Below are 16,547 nucleotides of genomic sequence, written 5' to 3'. Positions count from 1 at the left end.
AAGACGCGTGACTATGGACCAGACAAAGACTTTTGACCTCTCGGCCTCCTTCAAGGCCTACGACGTGCGCGGCATTGTGGGCGAATCGATCACCGCCGAGATCGTCGAGGCGGTGGGCGCGGCGTTCGTCGACGTCCTGCAGCTGGAGGGCAAGACGGTGCTGGTGGGCGGCGACATGCGCCCGTCCTCCCCCGAGTTCAGCAAGGCCTTTGCCAACGGCGCCGCCCGGCGCGGCGCCAACGTCCAGCTCCTCGACCTCATCTCCACCGACGAGCTTTATTACGCCTGCGGCGCGCTCAACGCGGCCGGTGCCACCTTCACCGCCAGCCACAACCCCGCGGAGTACAACGGCATCAAGATGGCCAAGGCCGGCGCCGTGCCGATTTCCTCCGAAACCGGGCTCAAGGAAATCCAGGCCCGCGCCGAGGAGTACCTGAACACCGGGTCCATCCCCGCGGCCCCCGTTCGCGGCCTGATCGGCGTGCACGACGTCCTGAAGGGCTACTCCGAGTACCTGCGCAGCCTCGTGGACCTCCGCGGCATTCGTCCGCTGAAGGTCGTCGTGGACGCCGGCAACGGCATGGCCGGCCTCACCACCCCCGCTGTCCTCGGCGACGCCCTGCTGCCCAAGCTCCCCCTTGAGATCATCCCGCTCTACTTCGAGCTGGACGGATCCTTCCCGAACCACCCCGCCAACCCGCTGGAGCCGGAGAACCTGCGTGACCTGCAGGCCGCCGTCGTCGAGCACGGGGCGGACCTTGGACTGGCGTTCGACGGCGACGCCGACCGCTGCTTCGTCATCGATGAGAAGGGCGAACCGGTCTCGCCGTCGGCGATCACCGGGATGGTGGCCCGCCGCGAGATTGCCCGCGCCCAGGGGCTTGGCGAGGCGAACCCGACAATCATCCACAACCTGCTGACGTCCCGCGCCGTCCCCGAGCTGGTGGAGCGCCTCGGCGGCCGGGCAGTCCGCACCCGCGTGGGCCACTCCTTCATCAAGGCTGTGATGGCCGCGGAGGGAGCCGTCTTCGGCGGCGAACACTCCGCCCACTTCTACTTCCGCGACTTCTGGAACGCAGACACCGGCATGCTGGCCGCCATGCACGTCCTGGCCGCCCTCGGCGAACAGGACGGCCCGCTGTCCGAGCTCGGCCGCGAATACGAGCCGTACATGTCCTCCGGCGAGATCAACTCCGAAATCGAAGACAAGGCCGCCGCCGTCGAGCGGGTCCGCCACGATTTCCGCAACGACGACGTCGAGGTGGACCACCTCGACGGCAGCACGTTCATCGCCACCGACGGCAGCTACTGGTTCAACCTGCGCCCCTCCAACACCGAGCCGTTCCTCCGCCTGAACGTGGAGGCCACGGATAAAGCCACCATGGAGCGTGTCCGGGACCGCGTCCTGGCACTGGTCCGGGGCTAGAGGTGTCGGAACGGCCGGCCGAAACCGCTGCTGAGACGGCCACTGGGTCCTGGCGCGAGAGCGTCCCGGAGTCCAGCGCCACCGATCTGGAAAACCTGCTCGGCACCGGCGTCGGCGCAGCCCAGGAGCAGCTCGAGCGCAACGGCGGGTTCCTGCCGTTCGCCCTGGTGGTCGAGAACGACGGCGAGGTCCGGCTGGTTGCCGTGACCCCCGCCGACGCGGCCGAGGGCACGGACGCCGACTTCGATGCGGACTCGATGATCAGCGACCTCACGGAACTGCTGCGGCAGCACCGGGATGAGTTCCGCGCCGCCGCCATCGTGTGTGACATCACTCTGCTGGAGGAAGCCTCGGACGCCATCCACGTGGCCGCGGAGCACCGGGACGGGTCGCTGTTCGCCGCGGTCCTGCCGTACGCCGCGAACCCGGAGACGCGCGATCTCGAATTCGGCGAGCTCTCCGCCGACACCAACGAGCCCGGCGTCTGGGTGGACTAGACCGCCGGTAAACTGGTGTTATGAAGATCAACGCCTTCGCGGATGTCAGCCTGCGCGCCATGATGGTGCTCGCGGCGGCTCCCGACGGCGGACTCCTCACGACCCAGAGCATCGCCGACGCCGTCGCGACGCCGTACAACCACGTCAGCAAGGCGATGGGGAAGCTGCGCGAGCTGGGCATGATCGACGTCGAGCGCGGCCGGCACGGCGGCTCCCGGCTCAGCAGCGCCGGCCGGACCGCCACCGTGGGCCAGCTCCTGCGCCAGCTGGACACGCGCACGGACCCGGCCGACTGCGTCGCCGCCGGCGGGGCCTGTCCGCTGATCAACGAATGCCTCCTCCGCGGAGCCCTCGCCCGGGCCCGGGAGGCCTTCTACCGCGAACTGGACGACATGGTCGTCGCGTCCCTGCCGACCGCCCGGCAGATGGCCCCGGTGTTCCAGGCGATCGGCCTGCGCCCCGGCCTCTGAGCCGGACCCCCTGCCTCTGAGCCGGGCCCCGTCTCCCGCGCCGCCTCCCCGCGCCGGCTCGCCGCCGGCCCCGGGCTCGCTCCGGAATCGCGGGCCCCCGCGTCCGGCCGGAACGTCACCGCTGAGCGGGCCGAATTGCAATCATTTTCTACGCCCTGTAGAACAGAGGTACAAATACTTGCATTTCAAATACAGGTATTCTCGTCGGTCCGGTTGAAGACCCCCGGGCCACTATCTCAGGAGACAATATGCTCTCGGACAAGTCCTTCCCCGTGATCGAGGCCACCCTCCCGCTGGTCGGTTCCCGGATCGGTGCAATCACCCCCAACTTCTACGCCCGCCTCTTCGCGGCGCACCCGGAACTGATGGACGGACTCTTCAGCCGCTCCAACCAGCGCTCCGGAAACCAGCAGCAGGCCCTGGCCGGAAGCATCGCCGCTTTCGCCACCCACCTGGTGAACAACCCCGGAACCCTGCCGGAGACCGTGCTCGCCCGCATCGCCCACCGCCACGCCTCCCTCGGCATCACCGAACCGCAGTACCAGGTGGTCTACGAGCACCTCTTCGCCGCCATCGCCGAGGACCTCGCCGAGGTCATCACCCCCGAAATCGCCGAAGCCTGGACCGAGGTCTACTGGCTGATGGCGGACGCGCTGATCAAGCTCGAAAAAGGCCTCTACGCCATGCAGGCCAACGGCACGATGTGGAGCCCGTGGCGGGTCGCCGCCAAAACTGCCGCCGGCACCGGCTCCATGACCTTCACCCTGGAACCGGCCGACGACACCCCCATCACCCCCGCCCTCCCGGGCCAGTACGTCAGCGTCAAGGTCCAGCTCCCGGACGGGCTGCGCCAGGTCCGCCAGTACTCGCTGTCCGGCGGCGCCGGCGCCAACCGCACCTTCACCACCAAGAAGGACGACGGCGGCGAAGTCTCCCCCGTGCTGCACAACAGCGTCCAGGTGGGCGACATCCTGGAGATCTCCAACCCCTACGGCGAAATCACCCTCAAGGAAGGCGACGGCCCCGTCGTCCTGGCCTCCGCCGGCATCGGCTGCACACCGACCGCGTCCATCCTGCGCTCGCTCGCGGACGCCGGCTCGGACCGCCAGGTCCTGGTCCTGCACGCGGAAAGCGACCTGGAGTCCTGGGCGCTGCGCAGCCAGATGACGGACGACGTCGAACGCCTCGACGGCGCCGACCTCCAGCTCTGGCTCGAGCGGCCGGTTGCCGGAACCAGGGAGGGCTTTATGTCGCTGCGCGAAGTGGACCTGCCGGCCAACGCCTCGCTGTACCTGTGCGGTCCGCTGCCGTTCATGAAGAGCATCCGCAACGAGGCCATCAACGCCGGCATCCCGGCCACCAAGATCCACTACGAGGTCTTCGGCCCGGACATCTGGCTGGCCAGCTAGTCCCCACGCCCCCCGGTGGGCAGATCAGGGCGGATGCGGACCCCGTAGCCGCCCTGATCTGCCCACGCGACGCACCACCAGGCAACGCAGCCAGCACCACGTCGGCCCCGCACGGCCCCAATCACCCCGCGGACGGCATACCCGTGATTGCATGGCCGAACCGCAGGAGGTTGCCCGGGTCGTAGCTGGACTTCGCGGCCTGCATCCGTTCGTAGACCGCGGGCGGCCAAGCCCTGGCCCGGTCAGCCACATCGCCGGGGGCGCCGTGGAAGTTGACCAGCGTGTATCCGGTGGAATGGGGCGCCATCGCTGCCAGGATTCCGCGGATGGATGCGGCGACAGCCTCGGCGATCGGCGGCATCTTGAAGCCGAGGAGGAAGAGCAGGAACGCCGCGTCCCGCCCCGACACCGCGTCCGGCGAAGCCCCGGCCCGGCCCAAGGCCCCGCCGAGCGGCCTGATCTCAACGAGGAGCAGCGGGCAGTCCGAGCCCTCGCCGGTGAGCTTCAGCAGGTCCGCAACGGTGTCTTCGCCGAGGTCCTTCAGGAGCGCCCCGCCGGCCGTGAACGGGAGCGGATCCGACGGGTCCATGTGGATCTGGTCGACGTCCAGGTAGCTCATGGGACCGGCCGTGTCCATTAACGGCCTGGAAACCGCGCGCATCGGGGCCAGCAAGCGGTCGCCGTCCTCGCGGCTGCCCAGGAAGGCGAAGCGGAGATGCACCACGAACTGGCCCCTCAGCGGCTCGGGGACGAACTCCATCTCCGGAAGCCGCAGCAGGGAGATTGACGGCGAGGCGTCCTCGGGCAGCGTGGGCAGCCATTCTCGGAACGCCGTCAGCACAAGGGCGGCATCCGCCCCGGGATAAATGATCCCGCCGCCATAGAAGTCCCCCAGCGGAAAGAGGCTGAACTCAAGCTCCGTCACGATTCCGAAGTTTCCCTTCCCCCCGCGCATCAGCGCGAACAGTTCGGCTTCGGCCCCGGCGTCGATCCGGCGCAAGGCGCCGTCCGCGGTGACGACTTCCATGCTGCGGACATGGTCCGCCGCAAAACCGTAGGCGCGGCCCATCAGGGGCAGCCCGCCGCCGACGGTGTAGCCGACGACGCCGACGTCGGTACTGGAGCCGTGCAGCCCGATCAGTCCGTGCGGGACGCTCGCTTCCAGGACACTGCGCCACTTCACCCCGGCCCCCACCCGTGCGGTGCGTTCGACCGGATCAATTGCCACTTCCTGCAGGCGCCGGGTGTTGATGAGCAGGCCACCGTCGACCGCCGAGTCAGCGCCGTGGCCGGTGGACTGGACCGCCACCGGGAGCCTGTGTTCTGCCGCCCATTTCACCCCGGCCGCAACGTCCTGCGCGTCCCGGGCGCCAAGGACGACGTCGGGCCGGTGGACTGTTGCGGCGTTGAACGCGAGCGTCTCGGCCGCGAATTCGGGGGTGTCCGGCAAAGCGACAGGGCCGCTGACCGCCGTGGTCAAGGCCTGGATGTCGTCGGTGACAAGCATGATGGGCTCCTGCGCCCGCCTGCTGCGGGCAGATTGGGGGCACGGCAGCGCGCGCATGGAATGCCCCCAGCACCCTCTCCAGTCGGCGGACGGCCCGGCTGATGAATGCGTAGAAGCTTACGGTCCACTGCCGCCGCGGTCTAGGGACCTAAGCCCCGGGCACCGCTGGCTGCCTCGCGGACCCAGCAAAACGGCGGCCCGCACCTGTCACAAGGTGCGGGCCGCCGTCGTTGTCAGCTGAAACGCAGGCCGCTACTGGGCCGCCAGGCGTTCCTTCAGGCCTTCGAGCTCGGAGCGTAGCTCCGCAGGCAGCGAGTCACCGAACTTTGCATACCACTCTTCGATGGAGGCCAGCTCGGCGGCCCACTCCTCGGGGTCGACGCGGACGGCATCTTCCACGTGGGCGTGCGTCAGGTCCAGGCCGGTGAGGTCCAGCGAGTGCCCGGCCGGCACGAAGCCGATGGGGGTCTCGACAGCGTCTGCCTTGCCTTCGATGCGCTCGATGGCCCACTTGAGGACGCGTGCGTTGTCGCCGAAGCCGGGCCAGGCGAAGTCGCCGTCAGCCGTGCGGCGGAACCAGTTGACCAGGAAGATGTGGGGCAGGCGTTCCGGGTTGGCCTTGCCGGAGACGCTGATCCAGTGCTTCAGGTAGTCGCCGGCGTCGTAGCCAATGAACGGCAGCATGGCCATCGGGTCACGGCGCAGCACGCCGACCTGGCCGGCGGCGGCAGCCGTCGTCTCCGAGGAGAGTGTGGAGCCCATGAAGATGCCGTTGGTCCAGCTGCGGGCCTGGGTGACCAGGGGAACCGTGGTCTTACGGCGCCCGCCGAACAGGATCGCGGAGAGCTCCACGCCTTCCGGGTTGTAGTACTCCTCGGCCAGCATGTCGACCTGGGAAATCGGCGTGCAGAACCGCGAGTTCGGGTGGGCTGCGGGCTTGTCCGAATCAGGCGTCCAGGAGTTGCCCTGCCAGTCAGTCAGGTGCGCGGGAGTCTCGTCGGTCATGCCCTCCCACCACACACCCCCGTCGTCCGTGAGGGCCACGTTGGTGAAGATGCTGTGGCCCTTGGCGATGGCGCGCATGGCGTTGGGGTTGGTGCCCCAGCCGGTGCCCGGCGCGACGCCGAAGAGGCCGGCTTCCGGGTTGGTGGCGCGCAGTTCGCCCTCCTTGCCGATCCGCATCCAGGTGATGTCGTCACCGAGGGTTTCGACTTCCCAGCCTTCAATGGCCGGGTCCAGCAGGGCGAGGTTGGTCTTGCCGCAGGCCGACGGGAAGGCCGCGGAGATGTAGTACGCCTTCTTTTCAGGCGAGGTGAGCTTGAGGATCAGCATGTGCTCAGCCAGCCAGTCCTCGTCGCGGGCCATTACCGAGGCGATGCGCAGGGCGTAGCACTTCTTGCCCAACAGGGCGTTGCCGCCGTAGCCGGAGCCGAAGGACCAGATGGAGCGCTCTTCGGGGAAGTGCACGATCCACTTGTCCGGGTTGCAGGGCCACGCGACGTCGGCCTGTCCGGGGGCCAGCGGTGCGCCCAGGGAGTGCAATGCCGGGACAAAGAATGCGTTCGTGGCGGTGATCTTGTCCAGGACGTTGGTGCCGATCGTGGCCATGATGCGCATGGAGGCGACAACGTAGGCGCTGTCCGTGATCTCCACGCCAAATTTGGGATCCTCGGCGTCAAGGTGGCCCATGACGAACGGGATGACATACATGGTGCGGCCGCGCATGGAACCGCTGAAGAGGCCGCGCAGCTTCTCCTTCATCTCCGCCGGAGCCATCCAGTTGTTGGTGAAACCGGCATCACGTTCGTTCTCGGAGCAGATAAAAGTCTGCTCCTCGACGCGGGCCACATCGGCGGGGTCAGAGAATGCAGCGAAAGACTTGGGGAACAGCTTCTCGTTGAGGCGGGTCAGCGTGCCCGCGGCGACCAGCTCGTCCGTAAGCCGGGTGTTCTCTTCCTCAGAGCCGTCTACCCAGTGGATCCGGTCCGGCTGGGTCAGCCCAGCTACCTCTTCAACCCATGCCAGCAGGCCGGCATGTGTGGTGGGTGCTTTTTCAAGCAACGGCAGTCGCGCCAGATCTCCCATTACGGTTCCCTTCCTCGGGTTCAGTCGTGTGTCCTAAATGTAGGGCTAGATCACCCCCCAAAATCGGGCCCAGACATGGGACGTCCGGGGACCTGGAAATCAAAAACCCCGGAAATGCAAGGAATCTGCGGCATGAACAGGGCCCTTTTTGTGACCAAGGTCACGTAGACCGGTCTAGTCGGCTAGATTACACACGTTTCGATTTGTAACTATGGCCCCACCTCGCGTAAAGTAATTCGAGGTTCGGGGAGCGAGAAGTTCCAAGAGCCGAGAATGCGCCCATAGCTCAGCTGGATAGAGCGTCTGTCTACGGAACAGAAGGTCAGGGGTTCGAATCCCTTTGGGCGCACAGAGAAAAAGATCCGCACCGGCCCGCCGGTGCGGATCTTTTGTTTAACCCGGAGAACACCCGACGGCGGCATTGGGCCGGACTCCGCTACGGCGAGACGGCCTGGCTGATCCGGAGCCGCATAGCATCGAAGTGGCTGTTGAGCCGGTGGGCAGCGAGAACCTTGTCCCCGGTCGAGACGGCATCGTAGATCCCCCGGTGCAGGCCGGCTGCTGCAAGGAGGTCGATTCCTGCCGCACCGCCCAGCTCAACGTAGAGCCGGCGGTAGACCTGCCAGAAGACATCGAGCAGACTGACCAGCAGCTCGTTGTTGAGCGGCTCGAACAGCCTGCGGTGGAACTGGGCGTCCGCTTCGACGAAGTTCTCCCCGGCGCCGGCCAGGGCCTCCATCCGGATCACGGATTCCTCGACGGCCATCAGATGCTCCGGGGTCATCAGGTCCATGGCGCCCGCAATCAGCCCGGCCTCCAGCGCCTGCCTGACGCCCACGAGCTGCAGCGCTTCCTGACCGTGATGGCGCAGCGACAACCGGCCACGGAACGTGAGGCCATCGGTGAGGGCGTCAAAATTTCTCGGGGCCACGAACATGCCGAAACCATGACGGATTTCAATGACACCCAGTGCCTGGAGTACCTTCAGGGATTCCCGCAAGGTGTTCCGGCCGACGCCCAGCACGGCGGCGAGCTCATGCTCGGTCGGCAGCGGATCCCCTGCTTCCAGCTCCCGCGCCAGGATCAGGTCCATGATGTCCGTCTGAAGCGCCCTCAGCCTGGCCTGCGCACTGAATCTCGCCTGCGGCATGGACCCGCCGGCAGCGCCCCCCGCCGTGCCGCCTGCGCCCACACTGCCCGCAGTCAAGTTGCCTGCCGTCATCGCCCTGCCCTCCCCCAAGTATGTTCCCAACAGTAACCGTGGTCCCACGTCCTGCAAAGGGCTTCGGGCGAGGCTCAGCGGCGAGGCCCCGGGCGTAGGCTTTTGCCATGACGGCACAGCTTGAACGGGAATTCGATGTCATTGTGATCGGCGCCGGCGCCGTGGGCGAGAATGTGGCGGACCGGGTGGTGCAGGGCGGGCTGACCGCAGTGCTGATCGAGGCGGAACTGGTGGGCGGCGAGTGCTCCTACTGGGCCTGCATGCCCTCCAAGGCGCTGCTTCGCCCGGGCACCGCACTCCACGGCGCACAGGCAGTGCCCGGCGCCAGGGAAGCCGTCACCCGGACCCTGGACGCCGCCGCGGTACTCAAACGCCGCGACCACTTCACGTCCAACTGGCAGGACGACAGCCAGGCCACGTGGGTCCAGGACACCGGGATAGAGCTGATCCGCGGCCACGGCTGGATCACGGACACCCGGAAGGTTGAGGTCGCGGGCCTGGACGGGAACAGCTACGCGCTCACGGCCCGGCACGCCGTCGTGCTGGCCACGGGCTCCTCGCCAACGGCGCCGCCCATCGACGGACTGGCCGACGTGGACTACTGGACCACGAGGGAAGCGACGTCCGCGCGCGAGATCCCGGGCCGGCTGGCGGTCCTCGGCGGCGGGGTGGCCGGCACCGAACTCGCCCAGGCTTTCGCCCGACTCGGCGCCTCGGTGACCCTGGTGGCGCGCGGCGGCCTGCTGGGCGCCTTCCCGGAAGAGGCAGCCACGCTGGTTGCCGCCGGGCTGCGCGCGGACGGCGTCCATCTCCGTCTCCGCACCGGCACCAGGAACGTTCGCGAGAACGACGAGGGCTCCGTCACCCTCGAACTTGATGGCGGCGGGACGGTGACGGCGGACAAGCTCCTGGTCACCACCGGCCGGCATCCCGCGCTCGAAGGAATCGGTCTGGAGCGTGTGGGCCTCGCCGCCGCGGAAGGGAAGGAACTGCGGCTCAGCACCGACTCCACGGGCCTGGTTGCGGGCGGCACCGGGAACGACGTCGATCCGTGGCTGTACGCCGCGGGCGACGCCGCCGGAAGGGTCATGCTGACCCATCAGGGCAAGTATGAGGCGCGCGCCACGGGCGACGCCATTGCCGCCCGGGCCAGTGGCGAACTCAACGGCGAGGCCGCCCCGTGGAGCCGCTACGCCCGGACGGCCAACGACCATGCCATTCCCAACGTCGTCTTCACCGATCCGGAACTGGCCAATGTGGGCCGGACGGTGCAGCAGGCGGAACGGGACGGATTCAGGGCGTCGTCCGTGGAACTGCCCATCCAGGTCGCCGGATCCTCACTGCACGCCGAGCGGTACGAGGGCTGGGTCCAGCTGGTGGTCGATGAGGACCGCCGGGTACTGCTGGGCGCCACTTTCGCGGGGCCGGACGTGGCCGAGCTGCTCCATGCCGCCACCATCGCCATCGTCGGCGAGGTGCCGCTGGACCGGCTGTGGCACGCCGTGCCCTCCTACCCCACGATCAGCGAGGTCTGGCTGCGCCTGCTCGAGGAATACGGGCTCTGACCCGGCGCGCGGACCGGGCCGGAACAGTCGGCCTGCTCAGATTCACGCGCTTCTATTTGAACTGACCGGTCAGTTCGGTTAGCTTGGTCGTAGACATTCTTCTGCGAAAGGCTCCCCTTGCTCCGCGTTCAACAGCTCTCCGTGGGCGGCAGACGGGAGGAGTTGCTGCCGGAGACCTCCCTGCAGGTCCGGCGCGGTGAACTCCTGCTGGTTTCCGGCAAACGCCAGGCCCAGCGCACCGCCCTGGCCCTGGCCCTGAGCGGACGGCTCAAGCCCTCCGGCGGCCGCTTCGAATGGGACGGGGCGGAGTGGGACGGAAGTACCCGGATCAAGACCCTGCGGGAGGCGAGCGCCGTGGTGGACTCCCCCGGCGTGAACGAACCTGAGCAGCACTTGAGCGTCAGCGACCTCGTTACCGAGGACCTTGCCCTGATCCCGCGCCGCTACCGGGGATCGCTGCGCGGCAGGCCGTGGCTGAAGGTCAACCGCTTCCAGGACATCGCCGGGCTGTGGACCGACCAGCTTCCGGCCGCCCGGCGGATCGAGCTGCTCACGGCGCTTGCCCTGGCGAACCCGCACACGGACCTGCTCGTCGTGGACTCCCCGGACCGCCACGGCGATCCGGCTGAGTGGCTGCCGCGGCTGGAGGAGCTGGCGTACGACGCCGGGCGACCGCTCGCCGTCGTCGCCACCGTACTGAGCGTGCCGGCGGGCTGGACCGGCCCGACCGCCGCGATCGGCAACGCACAGTGACGGTGCTGCGGCTGGCCCGTTCCGAACTCAAGCGCATGACCGGCGGCGTGCTGCCCAAGCTGACCATTCTGGCGCTGGCCATGGTGCCCCTGCTCTACGGCGCCGTGTACCTCTACGCCAACTGGGACCCCTACGGAAACCTGAACCAGATCGATGCGGCGCTCGTGGTGGAGGACAGCGGCGCCACCTCCGCCGACGGCACCCGGCTCGAGGCCGGCCGGAAAGTCGCCGAGAGCCTGGCGGACGGGCATGTCTTCAACTGGCAGACGGTCACCAGGCCGGCGGAAGCGGACCAGGGCGTCAGCACGGGCAAATACGCCTTCGCCTTGAAGATCCCCCGGGACTTCTCGGCGAACCTCGTCTCCCCCGGCAGCTTCGACGCCGCCAACCAGGCCATGCTGAACGTCACCACCAACGACGCGAACAACTACCTGCTGGGCACCATCGTGGACAAGCTCACCACCGCCGTGCACACCACGGTGGCGGCCGAGGTCGGCGAGGAGACCGCCAACCAGCTCCTCACCGGCTTCGGGACCATCCACGCCCAGATGCTCCAGGCCTCCGACGGGGCCGGGAACCTCGCCGACGGCCTCGCCGGCCTGCGTGACGGGGCCGTCGCCCTCCACCAGGGCACCGGTGATCTCAAGAACGGCGCCGCCGAAGTACACAACGGCCAGCTCCAGCTCCGGGACGGCGCCAACGCCCTGAGTACCGGGGCAGCCGAGCTCAGCGGCGGACTGGCCCAGCTCAAGGACAAAACCGCCACGCTGCCGGCCGATTCCCGGACGCTGGCGGACGGTGCCGCAAAGGTGGCGGCCGGCAACGCCGCGCTCAACACCCAGGTGAAGGCCCTGGCCGGCCAGCAGGCCGCCTCCGAACAGGCAGCGGCCCAGGGGGCCGCCCAAGCAGAACACAGCCGGGTGGCCGCGTCCAACAGCCGGCTCGTCGCTGCCGGGACCATCACCCCGGCCCAGGCGGAGGCCATCCTGGCGGACTTCGACGCCCACCCCGCCGCGCCGTCGTCCGCCGGCCCGGCGGCATCCCTCACGGCATCCGCGGCGCAGGTCCAGCAGCTGGCGGACGGGTCCGCTGCCGTCAGCGCCGGGGCGGCAAGGCTGGCGGGAGCCACTCCGGCCCTCACCGGCGCCATCGGCCAGGCGTCCACCGGGGCGGACCGGCTGTCCAGCGGTGCCGCCACGCTCGCCGCCGGGCAGCAGAGCGCCGTGGACGGTGCCGCACAACTCACTGCGGGCGCGCAAAAACTCGACGACGGTGCGGCCCGGCTGGAAAGCGGCGCGGCCACGGCCTCCGAAGGCGCCGGAACTCTTTCCGCTGAACTCGCCAAGGGCGCCGGCCAGGTCCCCAACCCCGACGACACCCAGAAGGACGGCCTCGCCAAGGTGATGGCGGATCCGGTCGCCGTCAGCACCGTCTCGCAGGCCAAGGCGGGCTCCTACGGCGCAGGCCTGGCCCCGTTCTTCCTTACGCTGGCCCTCTGGATCGGCGTCTTTATGCTGATCCAGGCGATGCGGCCGGTGACCCAGCGGGCGCTGGCGTCGAACGCCCCGGCGTGGAAGATCGCCGTCGGCGGCTGGCTTCCGTTCCTGGCCGTCTCGGCTGTCCAGGCGAGCCTGCTCACCCTGGTGGTCGACGCGGGGCTGGGACTCAACCCCGCCCACCCCTGGCTGATGTGGATCCTCATGCTGGCCGCCGCCATGGCGTTCAGCGCAATCATCCAGGGCGTCGTCGCGCTGCTGGGATCCCCCGGCAAGCTCGTGGTGCTCATCCTGCTGGTTTTGCAGCTGGTCTCCTCGGGGGGCACCTTCCCCTGGCAGACAACGCCGCAGCCGCTCCACGTGGTGCACCAACTGCTGCCGATGGGGTATGTGGTCAACGGCATGCGGCACCTGATTTACGGGGCAGACCTTGCCGTCATCCTGCCCACGATGCTGGGGCTGCTTGGCTACACTTTGCTGGGAACGGCCATGTCCACCCTGGCCGTCCGGAAGCACAAGTACTGGACCCTGAAGACCCTGAAACCGGAGATCACCGTATGAGCAGCCGCACGGACAGCAGCATGGCGACTTCCGGCGACGCGGAAGCCTACGCGGAGACCTATACGGAAACCCCGTCCGGGGCGGCGAAGAAGCTCCGGCCGGCCCGCACCAACGCGACCAGGCAGAAGCTGTTTGAGGCCTCGATGGAACTCATCGGCGAACGCGGCGTGGCGGGGGTGACGGTCGATGAGATCGCGGCGGCCGCAGGGGTCTCCAAGGGCACGGTGTACTACAACTTCGGCAGCAAGTCGGACCTGATCGCCCAACTGCTGCGCCACGGGGCGGACATCCTGTTGGCGCGGCTGCTGAGCGTTGGGGACGATACGGCGGACCCGCTCGCTGCGATGGACGAAATGATCGGCCAGGCCATGGACTTCATGGACGAGTACCCCTCCTTCGCCCGGCTGTGGGTCAGCGAGAACTGGCGGACCCCCAGCGAGTGGCAGGACACCTTCACCGAGCTCCGCGGCCGGCTGCTCACCGTGGTCGGCGCGGCGATCGATGCGGTGGCGGCCGTTTACCCGGTGGATCCGGGCGTGTCGCGGGGCAGCCTGGAGACAGCGATCTTCGGGGCCTGCTTTGTGGTGGGCCTGGACCGGCAGACCTACAACCCGGAGCGGACCCGGGAACAAAGTGTCACAGCGATTATGGCGTCCATGCGCGGCTACGTCGTGAAGCAGCCCCCGCTCGGGGATGATTATTCACATGGGCCACATGGGTAACAGCGGCAGGATTGCCATCGGTGCGTTTCTCGCCGCGCTGGCGTTGTTGGCGCTGACCGGCATCACGCTGCACGGAACGGTTTTCCTGTGGTTCCTGGCGGCCTCCGCGGCAGCCTACGTGGCCTGCGTTTCCGAGGTGGTCATCCGCCGCCGGCACCGGACCCTGACCGCGAGCGGGGTCGGGAGCATCCTGTTTATTGCCTTCGGCATCGCGTTCCTGCGGCAGTGGGGTTTGGCCTTCAACGCTGATCCGGATGCATTGTCGACCCGGGTGGATTCCGAACAGCCGGACCTGTATTTCTACCTCGCCGCGGCGTCCGGCGCAGCCACCCTGCTGCTGCTGGTGGCAGGAACAGTCCTGCCGGGCAGGGGCAGGCGCCCGCGCGCCGCCGGCCGTGCCCCGCGGCGGCGTCCGGCCGCCGCGCGACGCCCGGCAGCCAGGACGACGGCGGCCACCCGCCGCGCACCGAACCGGACCGCCCCGCGCCCGACGCCGAGGGCCACCTCCGGCCAGCCGGCCAAGTCTCAGTCGGCCCGTGTTCCCGCTCCGCGGGCGGCATCCTCGGGGCTCCAGCGGCCTTCCTCCGCCGGAAGGTCCTCCGCTGCCAAATCCACGCCCAAGCCCCCGGCGCGCCCCGCAGCGCGGACCTCCCCGCGCCGCTGAGCACGGGACCGGGGGTCCCGCCGTCGATTATTCCGTCCAAAATTCCAGGGGCGCAGCACCGCCGTCGCCACCCCGGCGAGCAGCAGGAGTCCGCCTGTGACCTCGGCGGTGGTGGGCACCTCGCTCAGGACGAGCCACGCCGTCGTCATCCCGACGACGGGAACCAGCAGGGTGAAAGGCACCACGGCAGAAGATGGGTACAGCCCCAACAGCCGGTTCCAGATTCCGTAGCCCACCAGGGAACCGAAGACGGCCGTATAGAGGGCGCTCAGCAGCGTGATGGGCTGGACTTCCACCAGGGCCTGCGACACCGCCGACGGCCCGTCCACCAGCAGGGACAGCCCCAGCAGCGGCAGCGGCACCACGGCCCCTGACCACACCACAAGACCCAGTCCGGATGCTGCCTTGGCCTGTCGGGCGACGATGTTTCCGGCCGCCCAGGACAGCGCCGCGGCGAGGACGATCATGAGCGGCAGCACCGGGGCGACCAGGCTGCGGCCGACAGCCACAACAGCGAGTCCGGCCACGCCCAGCACAACGCCCGCGAGCTGCCGTCGGCTGGGCCGCTCGCCGAGGAAACCGGCGGCCAGGAGCACGGTCAGCAGCACCTGCGCCTGCAGGACCAGCGAGGCCAGGCCAGCGGGCATGCCCAGGGACATGGCCAGATACAGGAGGCCGAACTGGCCGGCGCTCATCAGCAGCCCGACGCCGATGATCGCCTTCCAGCTCACATCCGGCTTCCGGATGAAGAAAATGCAGGGGAGGACCACCAGGGTGAACCGCATGGCCACGAACAACAGCGGCGGCATCTCCGCCCCGTCCGGGTGCAGTCCGAGGTCAATCGCTACGAAGTTGACGCCCCAGAGCACAGCGACGAGCAGGGCCAGGGCGGAATGGCGGGGGTTCACTCTGCCACTATGCCGGATCCGGCCGGGAACCGCAGCCGAACCGGCCCTGGCTGCCGGAGGTTAGCTAAAAAGTGAACGGTCAGAGGTTGCGGGGGTTGTCAGTGCGGGGCCCGTCGTTGCGGGGATCGGTCGGCGCCTGGGTGTTGGGTGACCTGCTGCCCTCCGCGTTGGGGGTCTGGTCTGCGGCGGGAGGGTTCCGGTCGCTGCGGTCGCGGCGCAGCTCTTCATTGCCCGCGGACTCGCGGGGCGCCTGGTCCCGGTCGTGGGCATCGCGCTTGGTGGTGACGACATCGGGGTCCAGTTCGTCCGCTTTCCGCAGCTGTTCCTGGGCGCCGGCACGAACGTGCTCGGCCTCCTGCTGCCGTTCGCGGGCTTCCTCCCGCAGGCGCTCGGCCTCGACTTCGGCTTGCTTCGCGTCGGCCTCAGCCCGGGCTGCCTGCGCCTCGCGCTCCCGTGCACCGATGGCGTCGGTCTTGGCCTTCTCCCGCATTTCGACTGCCTTGTGGCGGTCCGCTTCCACCTTGCGCTTGCGGCTGAGCATGACTGCCACGACGACGATCGCGAGCACGACAACGACGCCGATAATGATCCCAATGAGCTGTCCTGAATCCACGATGATTCCGCCTTTTCCCTCGGTCGCCATAAGTCCACGAGTAAACAGCATCAGTAAACCGCACAATTGCCTGCATGACCATGCATCAGGATCCAGGCAGGCGGCACCGCCGGGGCGTTATTTGGCCCGGGGAACCTTGAAATGCGTGATCCGGGCGTCCCGGCCGTCCAGTTCGGCCCAGGGTTTCTCCGTCTCCATCACCGTCAGCGCGCTCGTGGGGTACCGCGTGGCGGCGTCCATGTAGGCATCGTGGTTGGAATCGCGGGAGGCAAGGTGCATGGCGAGGTCCTGCACGCCGGGCATGTGCGAGATCACCATGAGAGTGGTCACGGTATCCGGCACGTGGTTGATGACCGTCAGCATCCGCGACGCCGGGGCGGCGTAGAGACCGTCCTCAAGTTTCGGCGTCGGAGCTTTGTCTCCGAGTTCGCTGCAGACCCAGGTGCAGGTCTGCCGTGTGCGCAAGGCGCTGGAGCAGAGGATGAAATCGGGGATGACACCGTGCTTCAGCAGCCATTTTCCGGCCTGCGGGGCGTCCCGGTGGCCGCGTTCTTCGAGCGGCCGGTCGTGATCCGCGACGCCGCCGGGCCAATCCGCCTTGGCATGCCGCATGATCACCAGCCGTTTGATGTGATGCGCGCTCATGGAC

Annotated in this window: 14 protein-coding genes and 1 tRNA gene; 9 read left to right on the top strand and 6 right to left on the bottom strand. The window is 68.4% G+C overall.

Annotated features, from left to right (window positions below; translation table 11 throughout):
* Positions 1–7 precede the first annotated feature (7 nt).
* From ASPU41_RS08985 to ASPU41_RS08970, 4 genes are all read left to right on the top strand, one after another.
* Complete coding sequence (locus tag ASPU41_RS08985; protein WP_069950630.1) at positions 8–1,426, top strand: phosphomannomutase/phosphoglucomutase; 1,419 nt, start codon at positions 8–10, stop codon at positions 1,424–1,426.
* A 2-nt stretch (positions 1,427–1,428) separates the two neighbouring features.
* A complete protein-coding gene (locus ASPU41_RS08980; RefSeq protein WP_069950629.1) occupies positions 1,429–1,923 on the top strand; it encodes a hypothetical protein in 495 nt (164 codons plus the stop codon).
* Between the two features lie 20 nt (positions 1,924–1,943).
* Positions 1,944–2,393 carry an RrF2 family transcriptional regulator gene (locus ASPU41_RS08975; RefSeq protein WP_069950628.1) on the top strand — a complete coding sequence of 150 codons (450 nt, stop codon included), beginning with the start codon at positions 1,944–1,946 and terminating at the stop codon, positions 2,391–2,393.
* 248 nt (positions 2,394–2,641) lie between these two features.
* Positions 2,642–3,802, top strand: a complete 1,161-nt coding sequence (locus ASPU41_RS08970; protein ID WP_069950627.1) for a globin domain-containing protein — start codon at positions 2,642–2,644, stop codon at positions 3,800–3,802.
* Positions 3,803–3,923: 121 nt separating this feature from the next.
* Here the strand turns inward: ASPU41_RS08970 and ASPU41_RS08965 are convergent, their stop codons facing one another.
* Entirely contained in the window at positions 3,924–5,309 is a 1,386-nt protein-coding gene (locus ASPU41_RS08965; protein ID WP_069950626.1) for an FAD-binding oxidoreductase, read from the bottom strand.
* Positions 5,310–5,561: 252 nt separating this feature from the next.
* Positions 5,562–7,394, bottom strand: coding sequence for a phosphoenolpyruvate carboxykinase (GTP) (locus ASPU41_RS08960; RefSeq protein WP_069950625.1), 1,833 nt, complete (start codon positions 7,392–7,394; stop codon positions 5,562–5,564).
* 275 nt (positions 7,395–7,669) lie between these two features.
* Here ASPU41_RS08960 and ASPU41_RS08955 point away from each other — a divergent pair.
* Positions 7,670–7,743: transfer RNA gene (locus ASPU41_RS08955), tRNA-Arg, on the top strand.
* Positions 7,744–7,830: 87 nt separating this feature from the next.
* Here ASPU41_RS08955 and ASPU41_RS08950 read toward each other — a convergent pair.
* Positions 7,831–8,544, bottom strand: coding sequence for a FadR/GntR family transcriptional regulator (locus ASPU41_RS08950; RefSeq protein ID WP_069952586.1), 714 nt, complete (start codon positions 8,542–8,544; stop codon positions 7,831–7,833).
* 179 nt (positions 8,545–8,723) lie between these two features.
* Here ASPU41_RS08950 and ASPU41_RS08945 point away from each other — a divergent pair, with 179 nt between their 5' ends.
* The 4 genes from ASPU41_RS08945 (at position 8,724) to ASPU41_RS08930 (ending at position 13,713) form a co-directional block, all read left to right on the top strand.
* Complete coding sequence (locus tag ASPU41_RS08945; protein ID WP_069950624.1) at positions 8,724–10,181, top strand: dihydrolipoyl dehydrogenase family protein; 1,458 nt, start codon at positions 8,724–8,726, stop codon at positions 10,179–10,181.
* Positions 10,182–10,298: 117 nt separating this feature from the next.
* The gene (locus tag ASPU41_RS08940; RefSeq protein WP_069950623.1) at positions 10,299–10,934 is read left to right on the top strand and encodes an ABC transporter ATP-binding protein; all 636 of its coding nucleotides are present in this window, start codon (positions 10,299–10,301) and stop codon (positions 10,932–10,934) included.
* Positions 10,931–12,991, top strand: coding sequence for a YhgE/Pip family protein (locus ASPU41_RS08935; protein WP_069950622.1), 2,061 nt, complete (start codon positions 10,931–10,933; stop codon positions 12,989–12,991). Before ASPU41_RS08940 ends, ASPU41_RS08935 begins: the two co-directional genes overlap by 4 nt.
* 20 nt (positions 12,992–13,011) lie before the next feature.
* A complete protein-coding gene (locus tag ASPU41_RS08930; protein ID WP_069952585.1) occupies positions 13,012–13,713 on the top strand; it encodes a TetR/AcrR family transcriptional regulator in 702 nt (233 codons plus the stop codon).
* Positions 13,714–14,238: 525 nt separating this feature from the next.
* Here the strand turns inward: ASPU41_RS08930 and ASPU41_RS08920 are convergent.
* The 3 genes from ASPU41_RS08920 to ASPU41_RS08910 form a co-directional block, all read right to left on the bottom strand.
* Positions 14,239–15,285 carry an EamA family transporter gene (locus tag ASPU41_RS08920; RefSeq protein ID WP_083266439.1) on the bottom strand — a complete coding sequence of 349 codons (1,047 nt, stop codon included), beginning with the start codon at positions 15,283–15,285 and terminating at the stop codon, positions 14,239–14,241.
* Between the two features lie 79 nt (positions 15,286–15,364).
* A complete protein-coding gene (locus tag ASPU41_RS08915) occupies positions 15,365–15,898 on the bottom strand; it encodes a hypothetical protein (protein ID WP_069952584.1) in 534 nt (177 codons plus the stop codon).
* A gap of 117 nt (positions 15,899–16,015) precedes the next feature.
* Positions 16,016–16,543 (bottom strand): SixA phosphatase family protein, encoded by a 528-nt coding sequence (locus ASPU41_RS08910; RefSeq protein WP_069950620.1) that lies wholly within the window; start codon positions 16,541–16,543, stop codon positions 16,016–16,018.
* Positions 16,544–16,547: the final 4 nt, after the last annotated feature.

The sequence above is a fragment of the Arthrobacter sp. U41 genome (genome assembly GCF_001750145.1).
Lineage (GTDB): Bacteria > Actinomycetota > Actinomycetes > Actinomycetales > Micrococcaceae > Arthrobacter.
This window is presented reverse-complemented; position numbering and strand designations above follow the sequence as displayed.